General features: G+C 64.2%; 20 protein-coding genes. 2 read left to right on the top strand and 18 right to left on the bottom strand.

What is annotated here, in order from left to right; all coding sequences use genetic code 11:
* Window positions 1-64: 64 nt before the first annotated feature.
* From H6A21_RS10225 to H6A21_RS10285, 13 genes are all read right to left on the bottom strand, one after another.
* Window positions 65-1,708 (bottom strand): hypothetical protein, encoded by a 1,644-nt coding sequence (locus H6A21_RS10225; protein ID WP_204562641.1) that lies wholly within the window; start codon window positions 1,706-1,708, stop codon window positions 65-67.
* Window positions 1,701-1,904, bottom strand: coding sequence for a helix-turn-helix transcriptional regulator (locus H6A21_RS10230; protein WP_204562642.1), 204 nt, complete (start codon window positions 1,902-1,904; stop codon window positions 1,701-1,703). Before H6A21_RS10230 ends, H6A21_RS10225 begins: the two co-directional genes overlap by 8 nt.
* Before the next feature lie 160 nt (window positions 1,905-2,064).
* Window positions 2,065-2,319, bottom strand: a complete 255-nt coding sequence (locus tag H6A21_RS10235) for a hypothetical protein (protein WP_204562643.1) — start codon at window positions 2,317-2,319, stop codon at window positions 2,065-2,067.
* Window positions 2,320-2,448: 129 nt separating this feature from the next.
* Window positions 2,449-3,900: a terminase large subunit domain-containing protein gene (locus H6A21_RS10240; protein WP_204562644.1), complete on the bottom strand. Its 1,452-nt coding sequence runs from the start codon at window positions 3,898-3,900 to the stop codon at window positions 2,449-2,451.
* Complete coding sequence (locus H6A21_RS10245) at window positions 3,897-4,136, bottom strand: hypothetical protein (RefSeq protein WP_204562645.1); 240 nt, start codon at window positions 4,134-4,136, stop codon at window positions 3,897-3,899. The genes H6A21_RS10240 and H6A21_RS10245 overlap by 4 nt, the downstream gene beginning before the upstream one ends.
* A gap of 128 nt (window positions 4,137-4,264) precedes the next feature.
* Window positions 4,265-4,612 (bottom strand): HNH endonuclease, encoded by a 348-nt coding sequence (locus H6A21_RS10250; RefSeq protein WP_204562646.1) that lies wholly within the window; start codon window positions 4,610-4,612, stop codon window positions 4,265-4,267.
* A gap of 1 nt (window position 4,613) precedes the next feature.
* Window positions 4,614-5,030 carry a hypothetical protein gene (locus tag H6A21_RS10255; protein ID WP_204562647.1) on the bottom strand — a complete coding sequence of 139 codons (417 nt, stop codon included), beginning with the start codon at window positions 5,028-5,030 and terminating at the stop codon, window positions 4,614-4,616.
* Window positions 5,027-5,584, bottom strand: a complete 558-nt coding sequence (locus H6A21_RS10260) for a hypothetical protein (protein ID WP_204562648.1) — start codon at window positions 5,582-5,584, stop codon at window positions 5,027-5,029. Before H6A21_RS10260 ends, H6A21_RS10255 begins: the two co-directional genes overlap by 4 nt.
* A 1-nt stretch (window position 5,585) precedes the next feature.
* The gene (locus tag H6A21_RS10265) at window positions 5,586-6,245 is read right to left on the bottom strand and encodes a hypothetical protein (RefSeq protein ID WP_204562649.1); all 660 of its coding nucleotides are present in this window, start codon (window positions 6,243-6,245) and stop codon (window positions 5,586-5,588) included.
* 2 nt (window positions 6,246-6,247) lie between these two features.
* A complete protein-coding gene (locus H6A21_RS10270; protein WP_204562650.1) occupies window positions 6,248-6,682 on the bottom strand; it encodes a hypothetical protein in 435 nt (144 codons plus the stop codon).
* Window positions 6,682-7,398 carry a hypothetical protein gene (locus H6A21_RS10275; RefSeq protein WP_204562651.1) on the bottom strand — a complete coding sequence of 239 codons (717 nt, stop codon included), beginning with the start codon at window positions 7,396-7,398 and terminating at the stop codon, window positions 6,682-6,684. Before H6A21_RS10275 ends, H6A21_RS10270 begins: the two co-directional genes overlap by 1 nt.
* A 10-nt stretch (window positions 7,399-7,408) precedes the next feature.
* On the bottom strand, window positions 7,409-7,774 hold the full coding sequence (locus H6A21_RS10280) for a hypothetical protein (protein ID WP_204562652.1): 366 nt from the start codon (window positions 7,772-7,774) through the stop codon (window positions 7,409-7,411).
* The gene (locus tag H6A21_RS10285; protein ID WP_204562653.1) at window positions 7,774-8,031 is read right to left on the bottom strand and encodes a helix-turn-helix transcriptional regulator; all 258 of its coding nucleotides are present in this window, start codon (window positions 8,029-8,031) and stop codon (window positions 7,774-7,776) included. The genes H6A21_RS10280 and H6A21_RS10285 overlap by 1 nt, the downstream gene beginning before the upstream one ends.
* Before the next feature lie 109 nt (window positions 8,032-8,140).
* Between H6A21_RS10285 and H6A21_RS10290 the strand changes: the two genes are divergently transcribed.
* Together H6A21_RS10290 and H6A21_RS10295 are read left to right on the top strand one after the other, a co-directional pair.
* A complete protein-coding gene (locus tag H6A21_RS10290) occupies window positions 8,141-9,064 on the top strand; it encodes a hypothetical protein (protein ID WP_204562654.1) in 924 nt (307 codons plus the stop codon).
* A gap of 628 nt (window positions 9,065-9,692) precedes the next feature.
* Complete coding sequence (locus tag H6A21_RS10295; protein WP_204562655.1) at window positions 9,693-10,136, top strand: hypothetical protein; 444 nt, start codon at window positions 9,693-9,695, stop codon at window positions 10,134-10,136.
* Between the two features lie 199 nt (window positions 10,137-10,335).
* Here H6A21_RS10295 and H6A21_RS10300 read toward each other — a convergent pair whose 3' ends face one another.
* The 5 genes from H6A21_RS10300 to H6A21_RS10320 form a co-directional block, all read right to left on the bottom strand.
* Window positions 10,336-10,638, bottom strand: a complete 303-nt coding sequence (locus tag H6A21_RS10300) for a hypothetical protein (RefSeq protein WP_204562657.1) — start codon at window positions 10,636-10,638, stop codon at window positions 10,336-10,338.
* The gene (locus H6A21_RS10305) at window positions 10,625-10,858 is read right to left on the bottom strand and encodes a hypothetical protein (RefSeq protein WP_204562658.1); all 234 of its coding nucleotides are present in this window, start codon (window positions 10,856-10,858) and stop codon (window positions 10,625-10,627) included. Before H6A21_RS10305 ends, H6A21_RS10300 begins: the two co-directional genes overlap by 14 nt.
* A 9-nt stretch (window positions 10,859-10,867) precedes the next feature.
* A complete protein-coding gene (locus H6A21_RS10310; RefSeq protein ID WP_204562660.1) occupies window positions 10,868-11,128 on the bottom strand; it encodes a hypothetical protein in 261 nt (86 codons plus the stop codon).
* Entirely contained in the window at window positions 11,128-11,331 is a 204-nt protein-coding gene (locus H6A21_RS10315; RefSeq protein WP_204562661.1) for a hypothetical protein, read from the bottom strand. Before H6A21_RS10315 ends, H6A21_RS10310 begins: the two co-directional genes overlap by 1 nt.
* 206 nt (window positions 11,332-11,537) lie before the next feature.
* Window positions 11,538-13,565 carry a DnaB-like helicase C-terminal domain-containing protein gene (locus H6A21_RS10320; protein WP_204562663.1) on the bottom strand — a complete coding sequence of 676 codons (2,028 nt, stop codon included), beginning with the start codon at window positions 13,563-13,565 and terminating at the stop codon, window positions 11,538-11,540.
* Window positions 13,566-14,001 lie beyond the last annotated feature (436 nt).

The following is a 14,001-nucleotide window of genomic DNA, read 5'->3' on the forward strand; positions in this document are numbered from 1 at the left end:
AGCTACTTTGTCCCGCCTAGTTAGCTACTTTGTCCCGCCTAGTTAGCTACTTTGTCCCGCCTAGTTAGCTACTTTCGTTGCGCGGGAGGGGCTTTATCTTGATGCCGTCAACCTTGCCCGTCTTCCTGTCCTTGCTGTAAGACCATCCGGAGATAAGGCGCTGATACTGATACCGCCTAACGCCGTTCTTATCGGTGTGAAACTTGCCTCCCGTCTTCTCCGTGAGCATCTTCTCTAGCGTTTTGAGAAGGCGTCCTCTTCGGGCCTCAATCGCCTTTTTTGTCGCCCTCTCGATTTCCTCAGGCGTCCTTTTCCTCACGGTCCCGCCCTTTTCTTTCACTTTCGCTGCCACCGTTGGGGGGTCGAAGTCGAGGACGTCCCACAGCGTTTCGAAACGGATTGTTTTGTTTGTGTTGTCGTGTATGCGACGAAGCACGTAATGCCACATCTGTTTCGCTTCAAGCGAAACACGCTTTACCGTCTCGAAGGACCACTCCTCGCGCTCGGCTGTCGTGAGCATCTTGCGGGCGTGAGTGTAGCTTGCTAAGGGTAGGGCCTCCTCGGGTGATCCGTGCAGGTGGAGGGTAAAGTCGTAGACTTCTTCAGGCTCTCCATCCTCACCCTCTAGCCGTAGAAGTTCAACATCCCAGTTGGCCAGGCGTGTTAGTCGGACCGATTGGATAATTCTTCTGTTGCCCTTCCTCTTATTCCTCGTCTCGCCTGTCGTGTCTAGGGCCATCTTTGTATCGGCGGCCTTTGAACATGCTGCGGCAGCCTCGCTCATCGTCTTCCTCATGTTGGCGGCATATGGGTTTGAATACCCGCACATCTTGAGGAGCTGGGCTCCGGTTATCTCGTTTTGCCCACTAAATGCGAGCGTTGAAGCGTAGTCATACCAAAATCCGTCTCTGAAGCCGAGAACATATTCCGCGGGGCTAGTCGTTATGTCCTCTTGAGAGGTTCCGACGCGCAGGACAACTGACCCACCGTTTCCGGTTTGTATCGTTATAGGTGCCCCCAGCTCTCGGTCTTCCTCTTTGTCCTCCTCGTCGCTGCCCCAATAATCCTCAGCCTCGACGCGCTCCTTGCTGATTCTGAAGAGTTGCTGAGTAATCGGATCGAGCGGAATTTCAACCGCTTTGACCCGTGTCGATTGTTTGCGTCTTTGAGAGGGTCTTCTACCGTTCTCCTGCTGCATCTTCTCGTATGCCGCCATGGCTCCGCGAACGAAGGCCACGGCGAAGATGAGCGGGCCGATGCCCAGCGGCTCGCCGTCAAGGTAGACGGCTATCCTGTCCGGCCTGTGGCCGCCCGTGGCAGGCTCCACGCGCTTCTCTATAGGCACGCCCTCGACCGGTTGCAGCCTGTCCATGCTGTCAACCACGAGGACGCCGTAGGGCGCGCCCTCGGCTTTCGGCAGGTACCAGACCGGCCCCGGCGTTAGCATCAGCGCCCCGCCGTCGCTGTTGACGGTTCCGAGCATGAGGCCGTCTTTCACGGCGTCCTCCTCGAACAGCTTAACGCGCAGCCTGAGAAGGCCGCCCGGCTCGCGCTCCTCCACGCGCAGCTCGTCGCCCGCGCCCTCGCCGAGCGTAACGGCGCCTATGATGCTCTCAATCTCGGCGTTCACGGCCTCGACGGTCACGCTCACCTCGCGCCCGTCCTCCCCAGTGAAGGTGCCCGCGATCTGCTCGCCGTCGCTAGGCATTGTCGGCCTTGTCCTTCTCGGCGGCCTCGGGGTCGATAAGGGCGTAAACGTCCGCCTTGCGGTAGTAGCTGCACCGCCCCACCTTGCTTGCGGGCTTGAGCTTGTCGCTCATGTTCCACCTGTATAGCGTCGTTTTCGTGATTCCGAACAGCTCGCAAATCTCCTTGCTTGTCATGTAATCGTCCGGGTTGAGCATGGCACCGCCTTTCTAACAGTAATAAGTACGCCACCAATTGTAACACGTTCTATTAGTGATGGTGCCCTGTTAGTTCGTTATATGCAGCTTTTGAAAGAAAGGCTAAGTGCAGTTTCCGGCCCCCCTAAGTGCAATTTCCGGCCCCACGGAACACGTGTTCTTACGATAGGTCTATATCGGGAACGCGCAGTTCACGGCTGCAATCTATTACCAGCTTCTCCCACTTTCCGCGCCATCGCCCCGCTCGCCTCCGCAGCTCGCGGAACACTGCCCACGCCGCCCGCCGCGCGTCCTCGCGCTCGGCGTCGGTCAAGTCGCGGTGCAGCCCCGCCCGCTCCCCGTTGGCCCGCGCTATCAGCTTGGGGAGAAGCCTTTGCAGCGCCGCCGTGGTCATGGTCGCGTAGTCCTTGCCCACGCCTCGCCCCTCTCTGAGCCTCTGAGAGCCGATTCTAGGGCCGTTCTCCGTCTATCGGCCACTAGGTACCGGCGCGCCCAATACGCGCCGCTGTGGCGACGCTGAGCGGCCACAGCGGCGTCTCTGGGGCTATCCCACGCGCAGTTTGCGCCCTGCCCGCCTCTTGGTTGTCATGGCCTGCCAGTAGGCGAGCGCGCAGGACTCCGCCACGGTCGCGTCCCCCTCCTCCGTGTCCTCGAAGCCGAACCCGTCTTGCCCAACCTTGCGCTTGGCGCACCTCGTCATGGCGTCCGTTAGCTGCTCCTGCCCGTAGTGCGTGACGATTCGCTCTCTCGCGGCGTCAAGGATCATGGCGTTTGCCGTGGCTACGTCGATAACGGAGGGCGTCACAATGGCGATCTTCTTCACCTTGGCGTCAATGAGCTTCTGAATAAGCACGCCCGAGCCCGAGCGCCCGTCAATGGCTATAGCGGAGATTTTGTCCTTACGTGCCGCTATCCAATCGGCGAACCAGCCGACGCCGTGCCCGAGCGGGCGCGTCTCGATAAGCTCGACGTATGCGGGCCCCTCGGTAACGCGAAAGCCCGCGTCCATGGGGCGAAGGCACACGGCAAGGCTTCCGCGCGAGCCGTCCGGGCTGAACTTAACGCCGACCGTCATTAGCCCGTCCTCTGGCGGGTTGTCCGTCTCGCACGCCCCCCACGTATCAGCGTCCATGACGTGCTCCACGTCCGCGCCGACCGTCGCGGGCCACCATCCGAGATATTCTCGGGCGAAGCTGTCCGCCGCCATCGTGCCTGCTGCGTCCGCCATGACGTGCTCGCGGATTCTGTAGCCCATCATGGGGTTTGTCTCGTACCAGCGCTCCCGGTCCGCCGGGTCGCCCACCTCGTCCGCAGCCCATTCGAGCCACCACGCCGTGCCCGTGCCGTCGTGGGCCTTGTCGTGCATCTCTCGAAAGACGGTGCCGGGGCACTTGGGGCCGGGGGGCGTCCCGAGATAGATCATCTGGGGGTCGCCGCTGTCCGTCGCAATCGTCGTGGGCTTAATGGCCTCGTACTCGTCCGCCGTGAGCTGCTGGGCCTCGTCAACCACGATGATCTCGTATGTTCCGCCGCGCGCGCCGCTGTTCGTCCGGGTCGAGAACTCAATCACGGTGCCATCCGCGAGGTAGATTCCCTCCGCGCCCTTGGCTCGGTAGACGCCCTGACCGTTGGGCTTGAGCTTGCGGGCGAAGTCCTCGTGCCCCTCGATGAAGTCAACCATGAGCTTGAAGAACTTGCGCGTCGTGCTCCCGTTGTGTGCCGAGTAGAGGACGCTCTTACCCTCCACGAAGGCGCACCACAGCGCGTAGAAGCGGGCGGCGTAGCTCTTCCCGTTCTGCCTCGGGCGAGAGAGGGCTATGGTTATCGCCGCGCACTCTCCCGCCCAGTTCTTCGCGAGGTACAGCTCCATCTCATAGCGCTGCGCCGGGATGAAGTGCACGCCGTAGCCCTCGAACAGCTCCACGGCCTCGGCCCCCCGGCTGCTCTCGTAGTCGCCCACGTCCTCGAACGTCGGCGTCTGGCGACCGTACCTCACTTGCGAGCGCCCCCCATCTTGGCGCGGTCGAGCGGGCTTCTCGCGCCGCCGCCGTCCGGCAGGCCGTCAATCTCGGCCATGACCTCCATGAGGCGCTTGCTCAGGGCCGCTATGTCCCTCCCGCTCTCGGTTGAATCGATGGTTCGGGCTATCTTGTCCCGCAGCGCCTCCAACGCGGCGCGACGGCTGTTGCCCCTGACCTGCTCTAGCAGGGTCTTTTGTGCTCTAGAAGCCATATCGGCCCCCTTTCGTTGTGGGAAAAAGCCAGCGGGGCCCCTGTGGAACAGCCCGTGCCAATTCGGGCCGAATGCCCTCGGGCTTGCCTTTCGAGAGAGCCGGGAAGGGGGTTCTCCCCACCCCTCTCTCACCACTCGCGCGAGTGCTTTATCGGCCTGTACGGCCTCGGCTCCACGGCCCCGCCCTCGCCCTTTCGCTTGCGAAGCCCGTTGCCCCGCTTCTGGTTGCAGATTCGTTGTCGATGCACCGGGCGCACGTTGCGCGGGTCGAGCGCGCAGGCCGTGGCCGATGCGTAGCCGCCCTCCTTGTAGCGGCTGACCGGGACGATCTCGTCAAGCTCGAAGCTGAGCGGGTGCCCGGATGGTAGCGAGTAGTCGATGCTCTGGCCGCACAGCGCGCAGGGCAGGCCCATTGAAGCGACGCGCTTTCGCAGGGCGCGGCGCGCCGCTCCGTTCGATACGCGGGGGTCGCCCATGCTAGACAACCTCGCTCGGCGTCGGGCAAGGCTCCGGCCTGAACCTGTAGGGGACGAACCTCCACGCCTCATAGAGAAGCGCGTCTGTCTTTGCCAGCGCGAGCAGGGCCGCGCCCTCCACGCTGTACGGCGCGCCCAGCGCGTAGCCCTCCACGTCGCCAACGAAGCGACGCGCCGGTTCGGTCACTGCCTCGGCGTCGAAGCCCTCGCCGCCCTCCTCCTTGAGCACGCAGCACGCGGCGTCAATGCGATTGTGGGCGACCTGAGCCACGGCGGCCCGCTCCTCCTCGTGGCGCTCGCCCAGCGCGTCGAAGCTCGCGGCGAAGTCCGTTAGGGCCCGCTCGACCAGCGAGAGGGCGCGCTTTGCTCCGCCCCAGTTCCCGCCGCACTCGTTCTTGACGCTCCTAGCCAGCGTCACGCGCCCACCTCCTCGCGGGCCACGCGCAGCGGCCCCGTCTTGTTGCCGAGAAAGCTCTCGTATCCCTGAAGCCAGTTGCCCCAGTCGAGCGCGGCCACCGTGAGGAACCGGTAGCCCTCGCGCTCCTCGACCGGGCCGCCCTCCTCCTTGAAGCCGACGCGCGAGCAGGCGTCGCGCACCAGACCGAAGCCGTAGTGGACTAGCTCGTCCTCCGTCGCGTCGAAGCCCTTGAAGCCCAGATCGTGCGCGTGGTCGATGATGCGGCGCGCGGCCATGTGGTCGCTGCCGTAGGTCTTGAGCGCCGTCTCCACGTCCTTCTCGGTCAAGTGCTCGCGGCTCTCGAACAGCTCGACGTACCGGGCGGCGTCCGCGCCCATGGGGCGGGCCATGTGGTCGCCGATGCGCGCGAGCGCGCGGTCGCACGCCTCCACGGCGCGCCTGCGACCGTCGCACCACATGGCACCGCCGCCAAGGTGGCTGCCGTCGCGCATGGCGTCGAACATGCCCTCCAAAACGTCACGGAACTCGCGGTTCTTGAAGTCATCGAACGTCACGCTAGGCCCCCTCGCCCTCTCCGGCGATCCTGCCAGCGTCCGCCAAGACCTCGGGGCCGAACTTGCCCTCGGCATAGCCGTTCATGAGCATGAGCGCCCAGGCCGCCTTAGACTTCCTGCTCGTCTCGTCATTGAAGCGCTCCAACGCCACGTCGTGAACGAAGGACTCGGCGACCTTGCGGGCGGCGTCCAAGAACTCCTGCCCGCCCTCAAGCGTGTTGGAGAACTGGGGGCACGCCACATTGTCGCCCTTCCTGATCTGCCGCAGCTCAAGCTCCTTGAGCGAGCGGTATACAGACCAGTTGCCGCCGTACTTGCGGTACGCGGCCTCCATCTCGGCGCGAGTGACGTGGGCCCTCCCGCGCAGAGACTCAAGGTAGGAAATGGCCTCGGCGCTCGGGGCCTGAGCCATCTCCTCGCCCATCTCGCGCTCCGCCTCTTCGCACAGCTCGGCGATTCGGGCATAGGAGCGGCTCGCGCGCGCGAGCAGGCGCTTGCGCCCCTCCTCCGTCGTGAGCTTGCCGCGCGGCCTCACGACCTCGCCGGGTTGGATGCCCGCGAGGTACTGCTTGTAATCGTCCTCCGCTATCTCGTCAACGTCGCCCATGAGGTGCCCGAGCACCCCGTATAGCTGACCCGCCGTTTCCTTCTTGTCGAACATGGCTAGACCTCCTCATGGTCGCGGGGCGCGAGAACGGCCCTATTCGTGTCCTCCACGGCGCACTCGAACGCCGACTCCATCTCCGCACAGCTGTCGAACCCGCACGCCTCAAGCCGAGAGACGAAGGCGAGCGCGGGGCCCATGTACGGGCTGCCCTCGCCACACGCTGCCGCCAGCCTCGCGCGCGCCTCGTTACACAGCTCGCGAAGCTCTTTCTTCCTGCTGCCGAACATGAGCCCGCGTCCCTGAATGGGCACGTTGCTGCGCTCCCATGCGGTTACGGCGTGCGCTAGGTAGTCCCCATAGGCCGCCACGCTGAGCGCGTCCGCCCTCTTGCAGAGGCGGGAGAGCTCATGCCTCACGGCGCACCTCGCCTGCTCCGGGCTACCGGCTGCCTCGGGCCAGTCCTGAGCGCTGGTCTCGAGAAGGCGCGCCATTAGCAGAAGCCCCTACTCGCGCTCACGTGCGCCTGCCAACTCGAGGCGCCCGGCGCGTCCGGTCTAGCCCCGAAGCGATCTCCGCCATTGGATGCTGCATAGCCCATGTAGAGCTTGACCTGTTCGAGGCGCATAGGCAGCTCGTCCTCGTACCTCCACGCCTGACGCGCGAGGTACTGGCGGGCGAACGTCGTGCCCTCGTTGCGGATGCTCTTGATCTGCTTCTCCCAGCCGTCGAGCGTGTTTCGCGGGTTGAGGCGGTAGAAGTCCCTGTTCCCGGACTTGCGCTGAGTGTCGATAACGTCCTTGAGGAGCTGGTAGCACGACCAGTTCGAGCCGTAGCGCTCAAGGGCGGACTCCACCTCGGGGACGGTCACGCTCTTGCGCGCCGCGAGCGCCTGACAGTAGGCCAGCGCCTCGGGAGAGGGCGGCTCGCTCATCTCCGCGCGGGCGCGGCGCTCAGCGCGGTCGCACAGCTCGTTGATGCGCCGGGCGGCCTCCTCGCAGCGCTCGCGGAGCTTGCCCTTGTAGAGGTCCGTCTTGAGCTTGAATCCCTTCTCCTCAAGCGTCTCTCCGGGCTTGATGTTTGAGCGGTACTCGCTGTAATCGTCTTCAAGCATCCACGTCTGAAGCTCGTCCGCGACAAGCTCAAGCTCGTTGCCGATGCTCTCTGCGAGCTTGATGCCGTCGTACTCCGTCGTTGTTTCGTCGTACATATCTGGCCTCCTAAGACCTCTGCTTGTTGCCAATCGTTCGGTAACCCACGGCAAGCACCGTGGACAAACCGTTGCAATCCATGGGCTCGTATGCGCTCCAACCCTGATAGCGCCCCGTCTCGCCCAGACTCGACAGTGACTCGAACACCGCCCCTGCCGCCCCCTCGCGTCGCTTCCTGCGCCGGTAGCCGACCGTCGCGTAAACCTCAAGGAACGCGCGACCGTCCCCGCAATCGTCCGGGCGCATGACCTGAACGTATACGCACGGAACGCCGTCCGCGAAGCCCTCGGCCACGCGGTAGCCCTTGAGGCTCACGCGCAGCCAGTCGGCTATGAACCGGCGCTCCTCGGCCCCGATGCCGCTAAGGTCTGCCACTAGGCGCTCGCCTCCCCGGCGTCGATGGGAGCGAACAGCTCCTCAAGCGGCCCCTCCCAGCGAAGTGCCGCCGCGATGCGCTGCGCCTGCTCCTCGTAGGGAACCGTTCGCCCGCGCTCCATCTTGGAAAGCTCCGAGCTGTTGAGCCATGCCACGCGGGCAAGCGCCGCCTGCGTTAGCCCTTGCCTCTCGCGCTCGAACTTCAATCGCGTAACGCGATCTGCGAAGAACCCGGCGCAAGGTGTGGTTACTGCCAATGCCTCTACCTCCGTTCTCGTCGTGGTCTAGCCCTACACCCTTATGTTAGGATGAACTTGTACACGCATAGTAGCGCGTCTACAAATACAGGTATCTAGGAGGTAAAACATGAGCAAGAAGGACGAAAACCGCCACCGCGAGGAGCCTCGCTTCTCTTCCCCCGTGGGCATTGACGCCGCGACGAAGCTGCTCCGTCTGACCTTCGAGCCCGACACCGTTGGGGGCGTGGCCGTCTTTCGCGTGACCGGGCGCGAGGAGGTGGAGCGCGAGGAGACGCCGATATATGACCTGTTCCGCTCGGGCGTCCTCAGCGACCTCTACCGCCTCGACGTTTCCGACCGTGGGGCGCGCCTCGACTTCATGGAGACGTGGGGCCTCGCCACGTCCCTTGCCCGCGTGTCGCCGTTCTTCCCGAACAGAGAGCCGCGCCTAACCCTCGACCTCTGCGATCAACTCATGACCGGGGTTTTCGTCATGGACGAGCCTGCGCTGTATGAGGCTGATGAAGTGAGGGAGACGGCGGCGCTCGGCGGCTCGTGCGTCGCCGAGAGAGAGGCCCGCGCGGCCCTTGAGAACTGCCAATGGGCCGTGCGGACCGTGGTAGACGCGAAGATGGAGGGATGCTACCCGGAACCCGACAGTTCCCGCGACGTTGTGCTCGGGCAGGCGTGCCGCTACGTGAGCCGCGCGCTCTCGCGCTACGCCATGCCGCTTATGCCCCTCGGCGGTTGGTCCGACTCGCAGGGCTCGGCCCCCGCGCTCGCCGTAGCCCTCAGCGACCTGTGCCGCGTGGCGCTAGACCCCGAGCCGGTGAAGCTGTGCAAGTTCTGCCACAAGCCGTTCCAATACCAGCGCTACGAACCGTATGCGGACGATGGGACGCCACGACCCGCGAAGCCGGTGCGCAAGCGCGAGAGGAGCGCCGACTACTGCTCGCGCGACTGCCGTATCAAGTTCAACAACGCCCTGAAGTTGGAGCGCCGCGCCGCCGCGCGCGAGAAGGCGGCCTCGAACGGGAAAACGGCCTCGTAGAACGCCGTATGAGGCCCTAGAAGAAGTGCCCTCGACCGGATGCCCAGAGGGGCCGGGAACCGCCGTCATTCGGCGTTCTGCGCCGTCTGGCGGCGTCTTGCCGCTCGCCGCCGTTTTCCTGCCGCTCGCGGACACTCGGGGCGGCCCTAGCCGCCGTCCCCTCGGTCACTGGGCCGGAATCGACGTGAGCCGCAGGGGGCGTGTGAACGACGATGCATTACTTGCTGTTCAGAAAATCGCGGTGCACGGGCGCAGCCCTGCCAAGGCCGGACGGCGCGGCGAAGCATCGGCGCGCGGGGCGGGCGTCCATATAGCGAACCGGCGGTTTGGCACACGGGCGCGTCTCTTGCGACGCCGGGACGCCGCCCGCCGCTGACACGCCCCGGCGACGGCAGATCGTGGCGCGTCCCCCGCGCGCTCGCGGTACAATCCAACCGGAACGCGCCGCAAAATGAACCGGAAAATCGCGCAACACGTTGCGGAAACGTTGCGGTTCAAACCGCAACGCGATGCGGCACAAACGCAAAACGGCAGGTAGAAGCGTTAAGCGGAACCGAAAAACGTGCGTGATAATTAGTATTATGTCAACTAGCGCGCCCGAGCCGCCCAGGACGAGAAGGGGTCGCCGATGCCTACGATCAAGGAGCTTGCGGACGCCTGCGGGGCGTCTAAGCCGACCGTCAAGCGGCGCTTGCAGGAACTCGGCCTATGGGACGGCCACGTGAACAAGCAGGGCGCTGCGTTCGTCGTGGACGATTACGCGGCCTCCGCCCTCTCCGCCTCCCTCGGCGCGGGCGGCGACGGCGCGGGAGCGGACGCGGCGCAGGACGCCCCCTCCTCCGTCACGGACGCCCTGAACCGCTATATCGCGTCCCTTGAGTCGCAGATAGAGGCGAAGGACGCCCAAATCTCGGCCCTCATAGACCAGAACGCCGCCATGAGCGCGAAGATCGACGGCATGGGTGAGAGGCTAACCGACCTCGCCGAGCAGGTGGCCCGCGCAAACGCCATAGCCGAGCGCCCGCGCGGCCTGTTCGGGCGGCTCCTCGGGCCGGGGCGCGAGGACTCCTAGCGCCGCGACACGACCGGAAAACGAACCGGAAAATCGCGCGTCACGTTCCGCTAGCGTTGCGCCAACGTCGCGCCACGAACCGCGATACTCGCAGGTAGACGCCGGAACGCACTGGCGAAACGCGCGTTTCGGTCGCGCGGCGCACAAAGAAGGCGGCAGGCCGTAGCCCGCCGCCTCGCCTGAGCTGCTTTCGCCGCCGCTACTCGACCTGAGACGCAGCCTCGCGGTACGCCTCCATGTCCGGGCGCTTGTCCTCCAAGCCCTCCATGAGGGCGACCGGGCGGAACTCGCCGCGCGTCACGAACTCGACCTCAAGGCCGTGAACCAGAAACGGGCGGTCTATCGAGTCGTTATCGAGGATGCCGCGCAGGCGGACGCCGCGCGAGCTATCGTCCATGACCTCGGCGTGTACCTCGTCCGTGACGATTACGAACATACCCTCCCCGTTGCCGTGCTCGAAGCCCGCCTCGTCATAGGGGAAGTTCACCTTAACGTGCCTCATTGTTCCCGCCTTTCAACAGCTCGGCCACCTCGCCGAGAAGCGCGGCGCACTCGTCCGCCTTCTTGGCGTTCGCGTCCAACGTCTCCATGATGCACCAAAGCTCGCGCTGCTTGTCCTCGCCGTCCATGTACTCGGCGAGAAGCCTGCTCGCGCTGTGAAGCGAGTTGCCTATCTCGAAAAGCAGGTCGTTAGCCTTGTTCGTCTTGATGATGGTTTCCATTTCCGCCTCCTAGAGAACCGACTGAACCGCGCTCAGGTCGCGCGCCGCCTGTAGGAGCGCCCTCTCCACGGCCTCGGTAACGTTCTCGCGGTAGATGCCCTCGGGCATGGGGCGACCGTCCATGAAAGCCGAGTCGAGCGCGCACGCGCACATGGCGCACGTGTCCGTGGCCTGCGCCACGAGACGGACGGCGACCTCGCGCCTCGCCTGCTTGTCCTCGGCGCGCTCCAAGTCCTCCGCGCTCTCGCCATAGGGCCTGTTCAGCTTCATTACGCCGCCTCCCCCGTCTTGATGCTCTCGCACATGTCATAGGCCCTACGCGCCCTGTGCGCCATGTCCTCCGCGAACGCGATGAGGAACGGCAGTTGGTCGCTTGCGATGCCGCACCCGTGGAACGCGAGGAACGACGCGAAGCCCTCCGCGATCTGGCTAAGCTCGCTCGCCACGTCCTGAACGTCCGTGAGATCCGGCATTCCGTTCCTTCCTGCCACTTGCTCCGCCATAGCCTTCTCCTTTCACTCGTCCTGCTTTGACGTAAGTCATTGTAACATATAGATGCCTTGTTGCAACTGTTTGTAATGTATTGAGCCTATATTTCTTAGCCATGGCGGCAGGCGGACACGAAGAAGGGGACGCCCACCGAAGCGGACGCCCCCTCGCCGTCACTTATGGCCGATGCCTACTCGGTCGTTCCCTCGCCGAACTTGAAGCTAGGGGCGTCCTGCTCGCGCCCGTCATAGAGGACGTTGGAGACGGGGTAGTAGCAGACGGGGACGCCCTTACCGTTTCTAGACGTTTCGCCGGAACGGTTCTTGAGCACCACGATTTCGCACTCGCGGGGGTTGGACGATTTCGTTTGCTGCATGATCTCGTCCGCCTTGTCCTCGGCCTTCTGGCCCTTACCCCTATCCTTTATGCGCTCCTTCATGTCGTAGGGCTGCAAGCCGAGAAGCACGTCCGCGCCGTACTCGATGCCGCCGGACTCCTTGAAACTGTCAAGGTCAATGACGCCGCTGTAGCTAGACCGGTTGAGGGAGGAGATAACAACGACGGTGGTACCTAGGTTCTTCTTGTTCGCCATCTGACGGAGGAGCGTCATGTTCTTGTCCGTTGTCTGCTTGTCCGTGTCCCGGTCGTTCTGGGGCGCGAGGAGCTGCAAGTAGTCGATGAAGATAACGGGCGGCTGTCCGTCGTGCTCGGCTATCTCAGCCGCAAGCGCCCAGATGCTCTGAACCGACGGGCGGTTTATTCCCTCGATGATGCGGAGACGCCCGACCGTCATGTTCGCGTACTCCTCGCACGCCTTGAAGAACGCATCGTTCTGGGCCTTCCCCCACGTCCTGCGCTCGGCCCCGAGAATGTGATGGTAGGGGACGGCGTAGCCGTGTGCCCTCATGATTCGGCTCAGGCTCTTTGCCACGATCTCCTCGGCGCTCTGCTCGATGGTTACGAACAGCACGCCGCGCCCGCTCGCGGCGATGTTGTCCGCGATCTGGGCGGCAAGCGTGGTCTTTCCCATGGATGACACGGCACCGATTACCACGACGCCGCGACGAAGGCCGCCGTCTAGAGCGCGGTCGAGCCCGGAAATCCCCGTGGGCGTGGGCTCCTCGTAATCGTCCATGCGCCACACGCCCTGCATGACCTTAACGGGGTCGAGAACGTTCAGGTTGCGCATGGCCTCGGCGTAGCGGGCCTCCTTGTCCTCCTCAGCCCTGCTAACGGCCTCGTCCGCCTTGAGCGCGAGGAACGCGGCCAGATCCGAGCGGTCGCGAACGAAGGCGTCCCCGGGGTCGTTGTCCGTCAGTCCATCGGCCACAACGGCGCTGATACCGCCGTTCTTGAGAACGTCGGCCATGAGCGCCGCCGCCTTGCGGCCCGGCTCGTCCGTGTCGAGGAGCAGGGCGACGCACCCCTTGAAGCCGTGGTCGATGATCGCCTTTGCCGTCTCCGTGACGTTCGACGTGCCGTTAAGGGGTATGGCCTCGAAGCCGCACGCCATGACGGCGAAGGCGTCCATTAGGCCCTCGGTCACGAAAACGACGTTCGACCGGTCGAGCGCGCTCACGCAGTTGCGCGGCTCGTCAATTCCCTTGGGCTTGTAATACTTGCCGTCCTCGTCCGTCCCCTTTCGCAGGTCGCGGCGCGTGTAGTAATAGGGCGCGTCCGGCCCGTAGGGCAGCACAAGGCCGTGTTTCGCGGGGTCGTAGCCCCACCCGAACTTGCGGGCCTCGTCAAGCGTGAAGCCCCGGCGCTCGATGTACGCCACGGCCTCGGGGTCGCCGATGTTTGCGCGGGTCGCCTCGATGTAGGCGGCTGCCTCGCGCCGCGCCCGCTCGTCCTCGGCCTCGCGGGCCGCGAGCTCGGCCTTGCTCGGCCCCTTCTTGGGCTCGGCCCTCTTGGCGGGCGACGCCGCGACGGGGCGCTCGTCCTCGATTCGGATTCCCGCCCAGTCCGCGACGGCGCGCACCTGCTCGCGCTTGTCCTCCGTGCCGTTGACGATGCCCGCAAGGTCGAACACGTCCCCGCCGATTCCGCACGAGAAGCACTTGAAACGCTCGTCCTTTAGGTGGAACGCTGCCGTCCTCTTGGGCCCCGTCCCGCTCCCGCACGACGGGCAAACGTAGGTGTCGCGGCCCCTCTTCTCAAGAAGGGCGTCCGCGTAGTCCCTAATGTGAACCTGACTCTTGATCTGCTCGAAGTCCATTGATTACCGCCTTTCTGCCCCAGACGGTAGAATGGTCCGTGAGGGGCATGTTTCCTAACGACTAGACAATTCCGGGTCTTTCGTGGCGTGCCTCTCGCCTGCCACAAGGCCGCGCGGCTCGTCCCCGTGCGGCCTCTTTTCGCCCTGGCCTATAGCGAACACCTCCTTTCTGTATGCGGCTTTTTCTGTCTGAAACTTACTAGGCGAGCGCCCCGCCCTCAAGGCGGGGGCGCGAAGCCTCTTAAGTACCTTAGTTACCTAAAGTACCTAAGAGAAAATTTCAGTACCTTTTACCTGCTGTTTTGAGCTACTTTGTCCCGCCTAGTTAGCTACTTTGTCCCGCCTAGTTAGCTACTTTGTCCCGCCTAGTTAGCTACTTTGTCCCGCCTAGTTAGCTACTTTCGTTGCGCGGGAGGGGCTTTATCTTGATGCCGTC

The organism is Collinsella tanakaei (assembly GCF_016902615.1).
GTDB classification, from domain to species: domain Bacteria; phylum Actinomycetota; class Coriobacteriia; order Coriobacteriales; family Coriobacteriaceae; genus Collinsella; species Collinsella tanakaei_A.

Bases quoted from the DNA above. Each gene is read 5' to 3' on its own strand.
- H6A21_RS10225 (WP_204562641.1), bottom strand. From the start codon at position 1,708: ATGCCTAGCGACGGCGAGCAGATCGCGGGCACCTTCACTGGGGAGGAC.
- H6A21_RS10230 (WP_204562642.1), bottom strand. From the start codon at position 1,904: ATGCTCAACCCGGACGATTACATGACAAGCAAGGAGATTTGCGAGCTG.
- H6A21_RS10245 (WP_204562645.1), bottom strand. From the start codon at position 4,136: ATGGCTTCTAGAGCACAAAAGACCCTGCTAGAGCAGGTCAGGGGCAAC.
- H6A21_RS10250 (WP_204562646.1), bottom strand. From the start codon at position 4,612: ATGGGCGACCCCCGCGTATCGAACGGAGCGGCGCGCCGCGCCCTGCGA.
- H6A21_RS10265 (WP_204562649.1), bottom strand. From the start codon at position 6,245: ATGTTCGACAAGAAGGAAACGGCGGGTCAGCTATACGGGGTGCTCGGG.
- H6A21_RS10270 (WP_204562650.1), bottom strand. From the start codon at position 6,682: ATGGCGCGCCTTCTCGAGACCAGCGCTCAGGACTGGCCCGAGGCAGCC.
- H6A21_RS10275 (WP_204562651.1), bottom strand. From the start codon at position 7,398: ATGTACGACGAAACAACGACGGAGTACGACGGCATCAAGCTCGCAGAG.
- H6A21_RS10290 (WP_204562654.1), top strand. From the start codon at position 8,141: ATGAGCAAGAAGGACGAAAACCGCCACCGCGAGGAGCCTCGCTTCTCT.
- H6A21_RS10295 (WP_204562655.1), top strand. From the start codon at position 9,693: ATGCCTACGATCAAGGAGCTTGCGGACGCCTGCGGGGCGTCTAAGCCG.
- H6A21_RS10300 (WP_204562657.1), bottom strand. From the start codon at position 10,638: ATGAGGCACGTTAAGGTGAACTTCCCCTATGACGAGGCGGGCTTCGAG.
- H6A21_RS10305 (WP_204562658.1), bottom strand. From the start codon at position 10,858: ATGGAAACCATCATCAAGACGAACAAGGCTAACGACCTGCTTTTCGAG.
- H6A21_RS10310 (WP_204562660.1), bottom strand. From the start codon at position 11,128: ATGAAGCTGAACAGGCCCTATGGCGAGAGCGCGGAGGACTTGGAGCGC.
- H6A21_RS10315 (WP_204562661.1), bottom strand. From the start codon at position 11,331: ATGCCGGATCTCACGGACGTTCAGGACGTGGCGAGCGAGCTTAGCCAG.
- H6A21_RS10320 (WP_204562663.1), bottom strand. From the start codon at position 13,565: ATGGACTTCGAGCAGATCAAGAGTCAGGTTCACATTAGGGACTACGCG.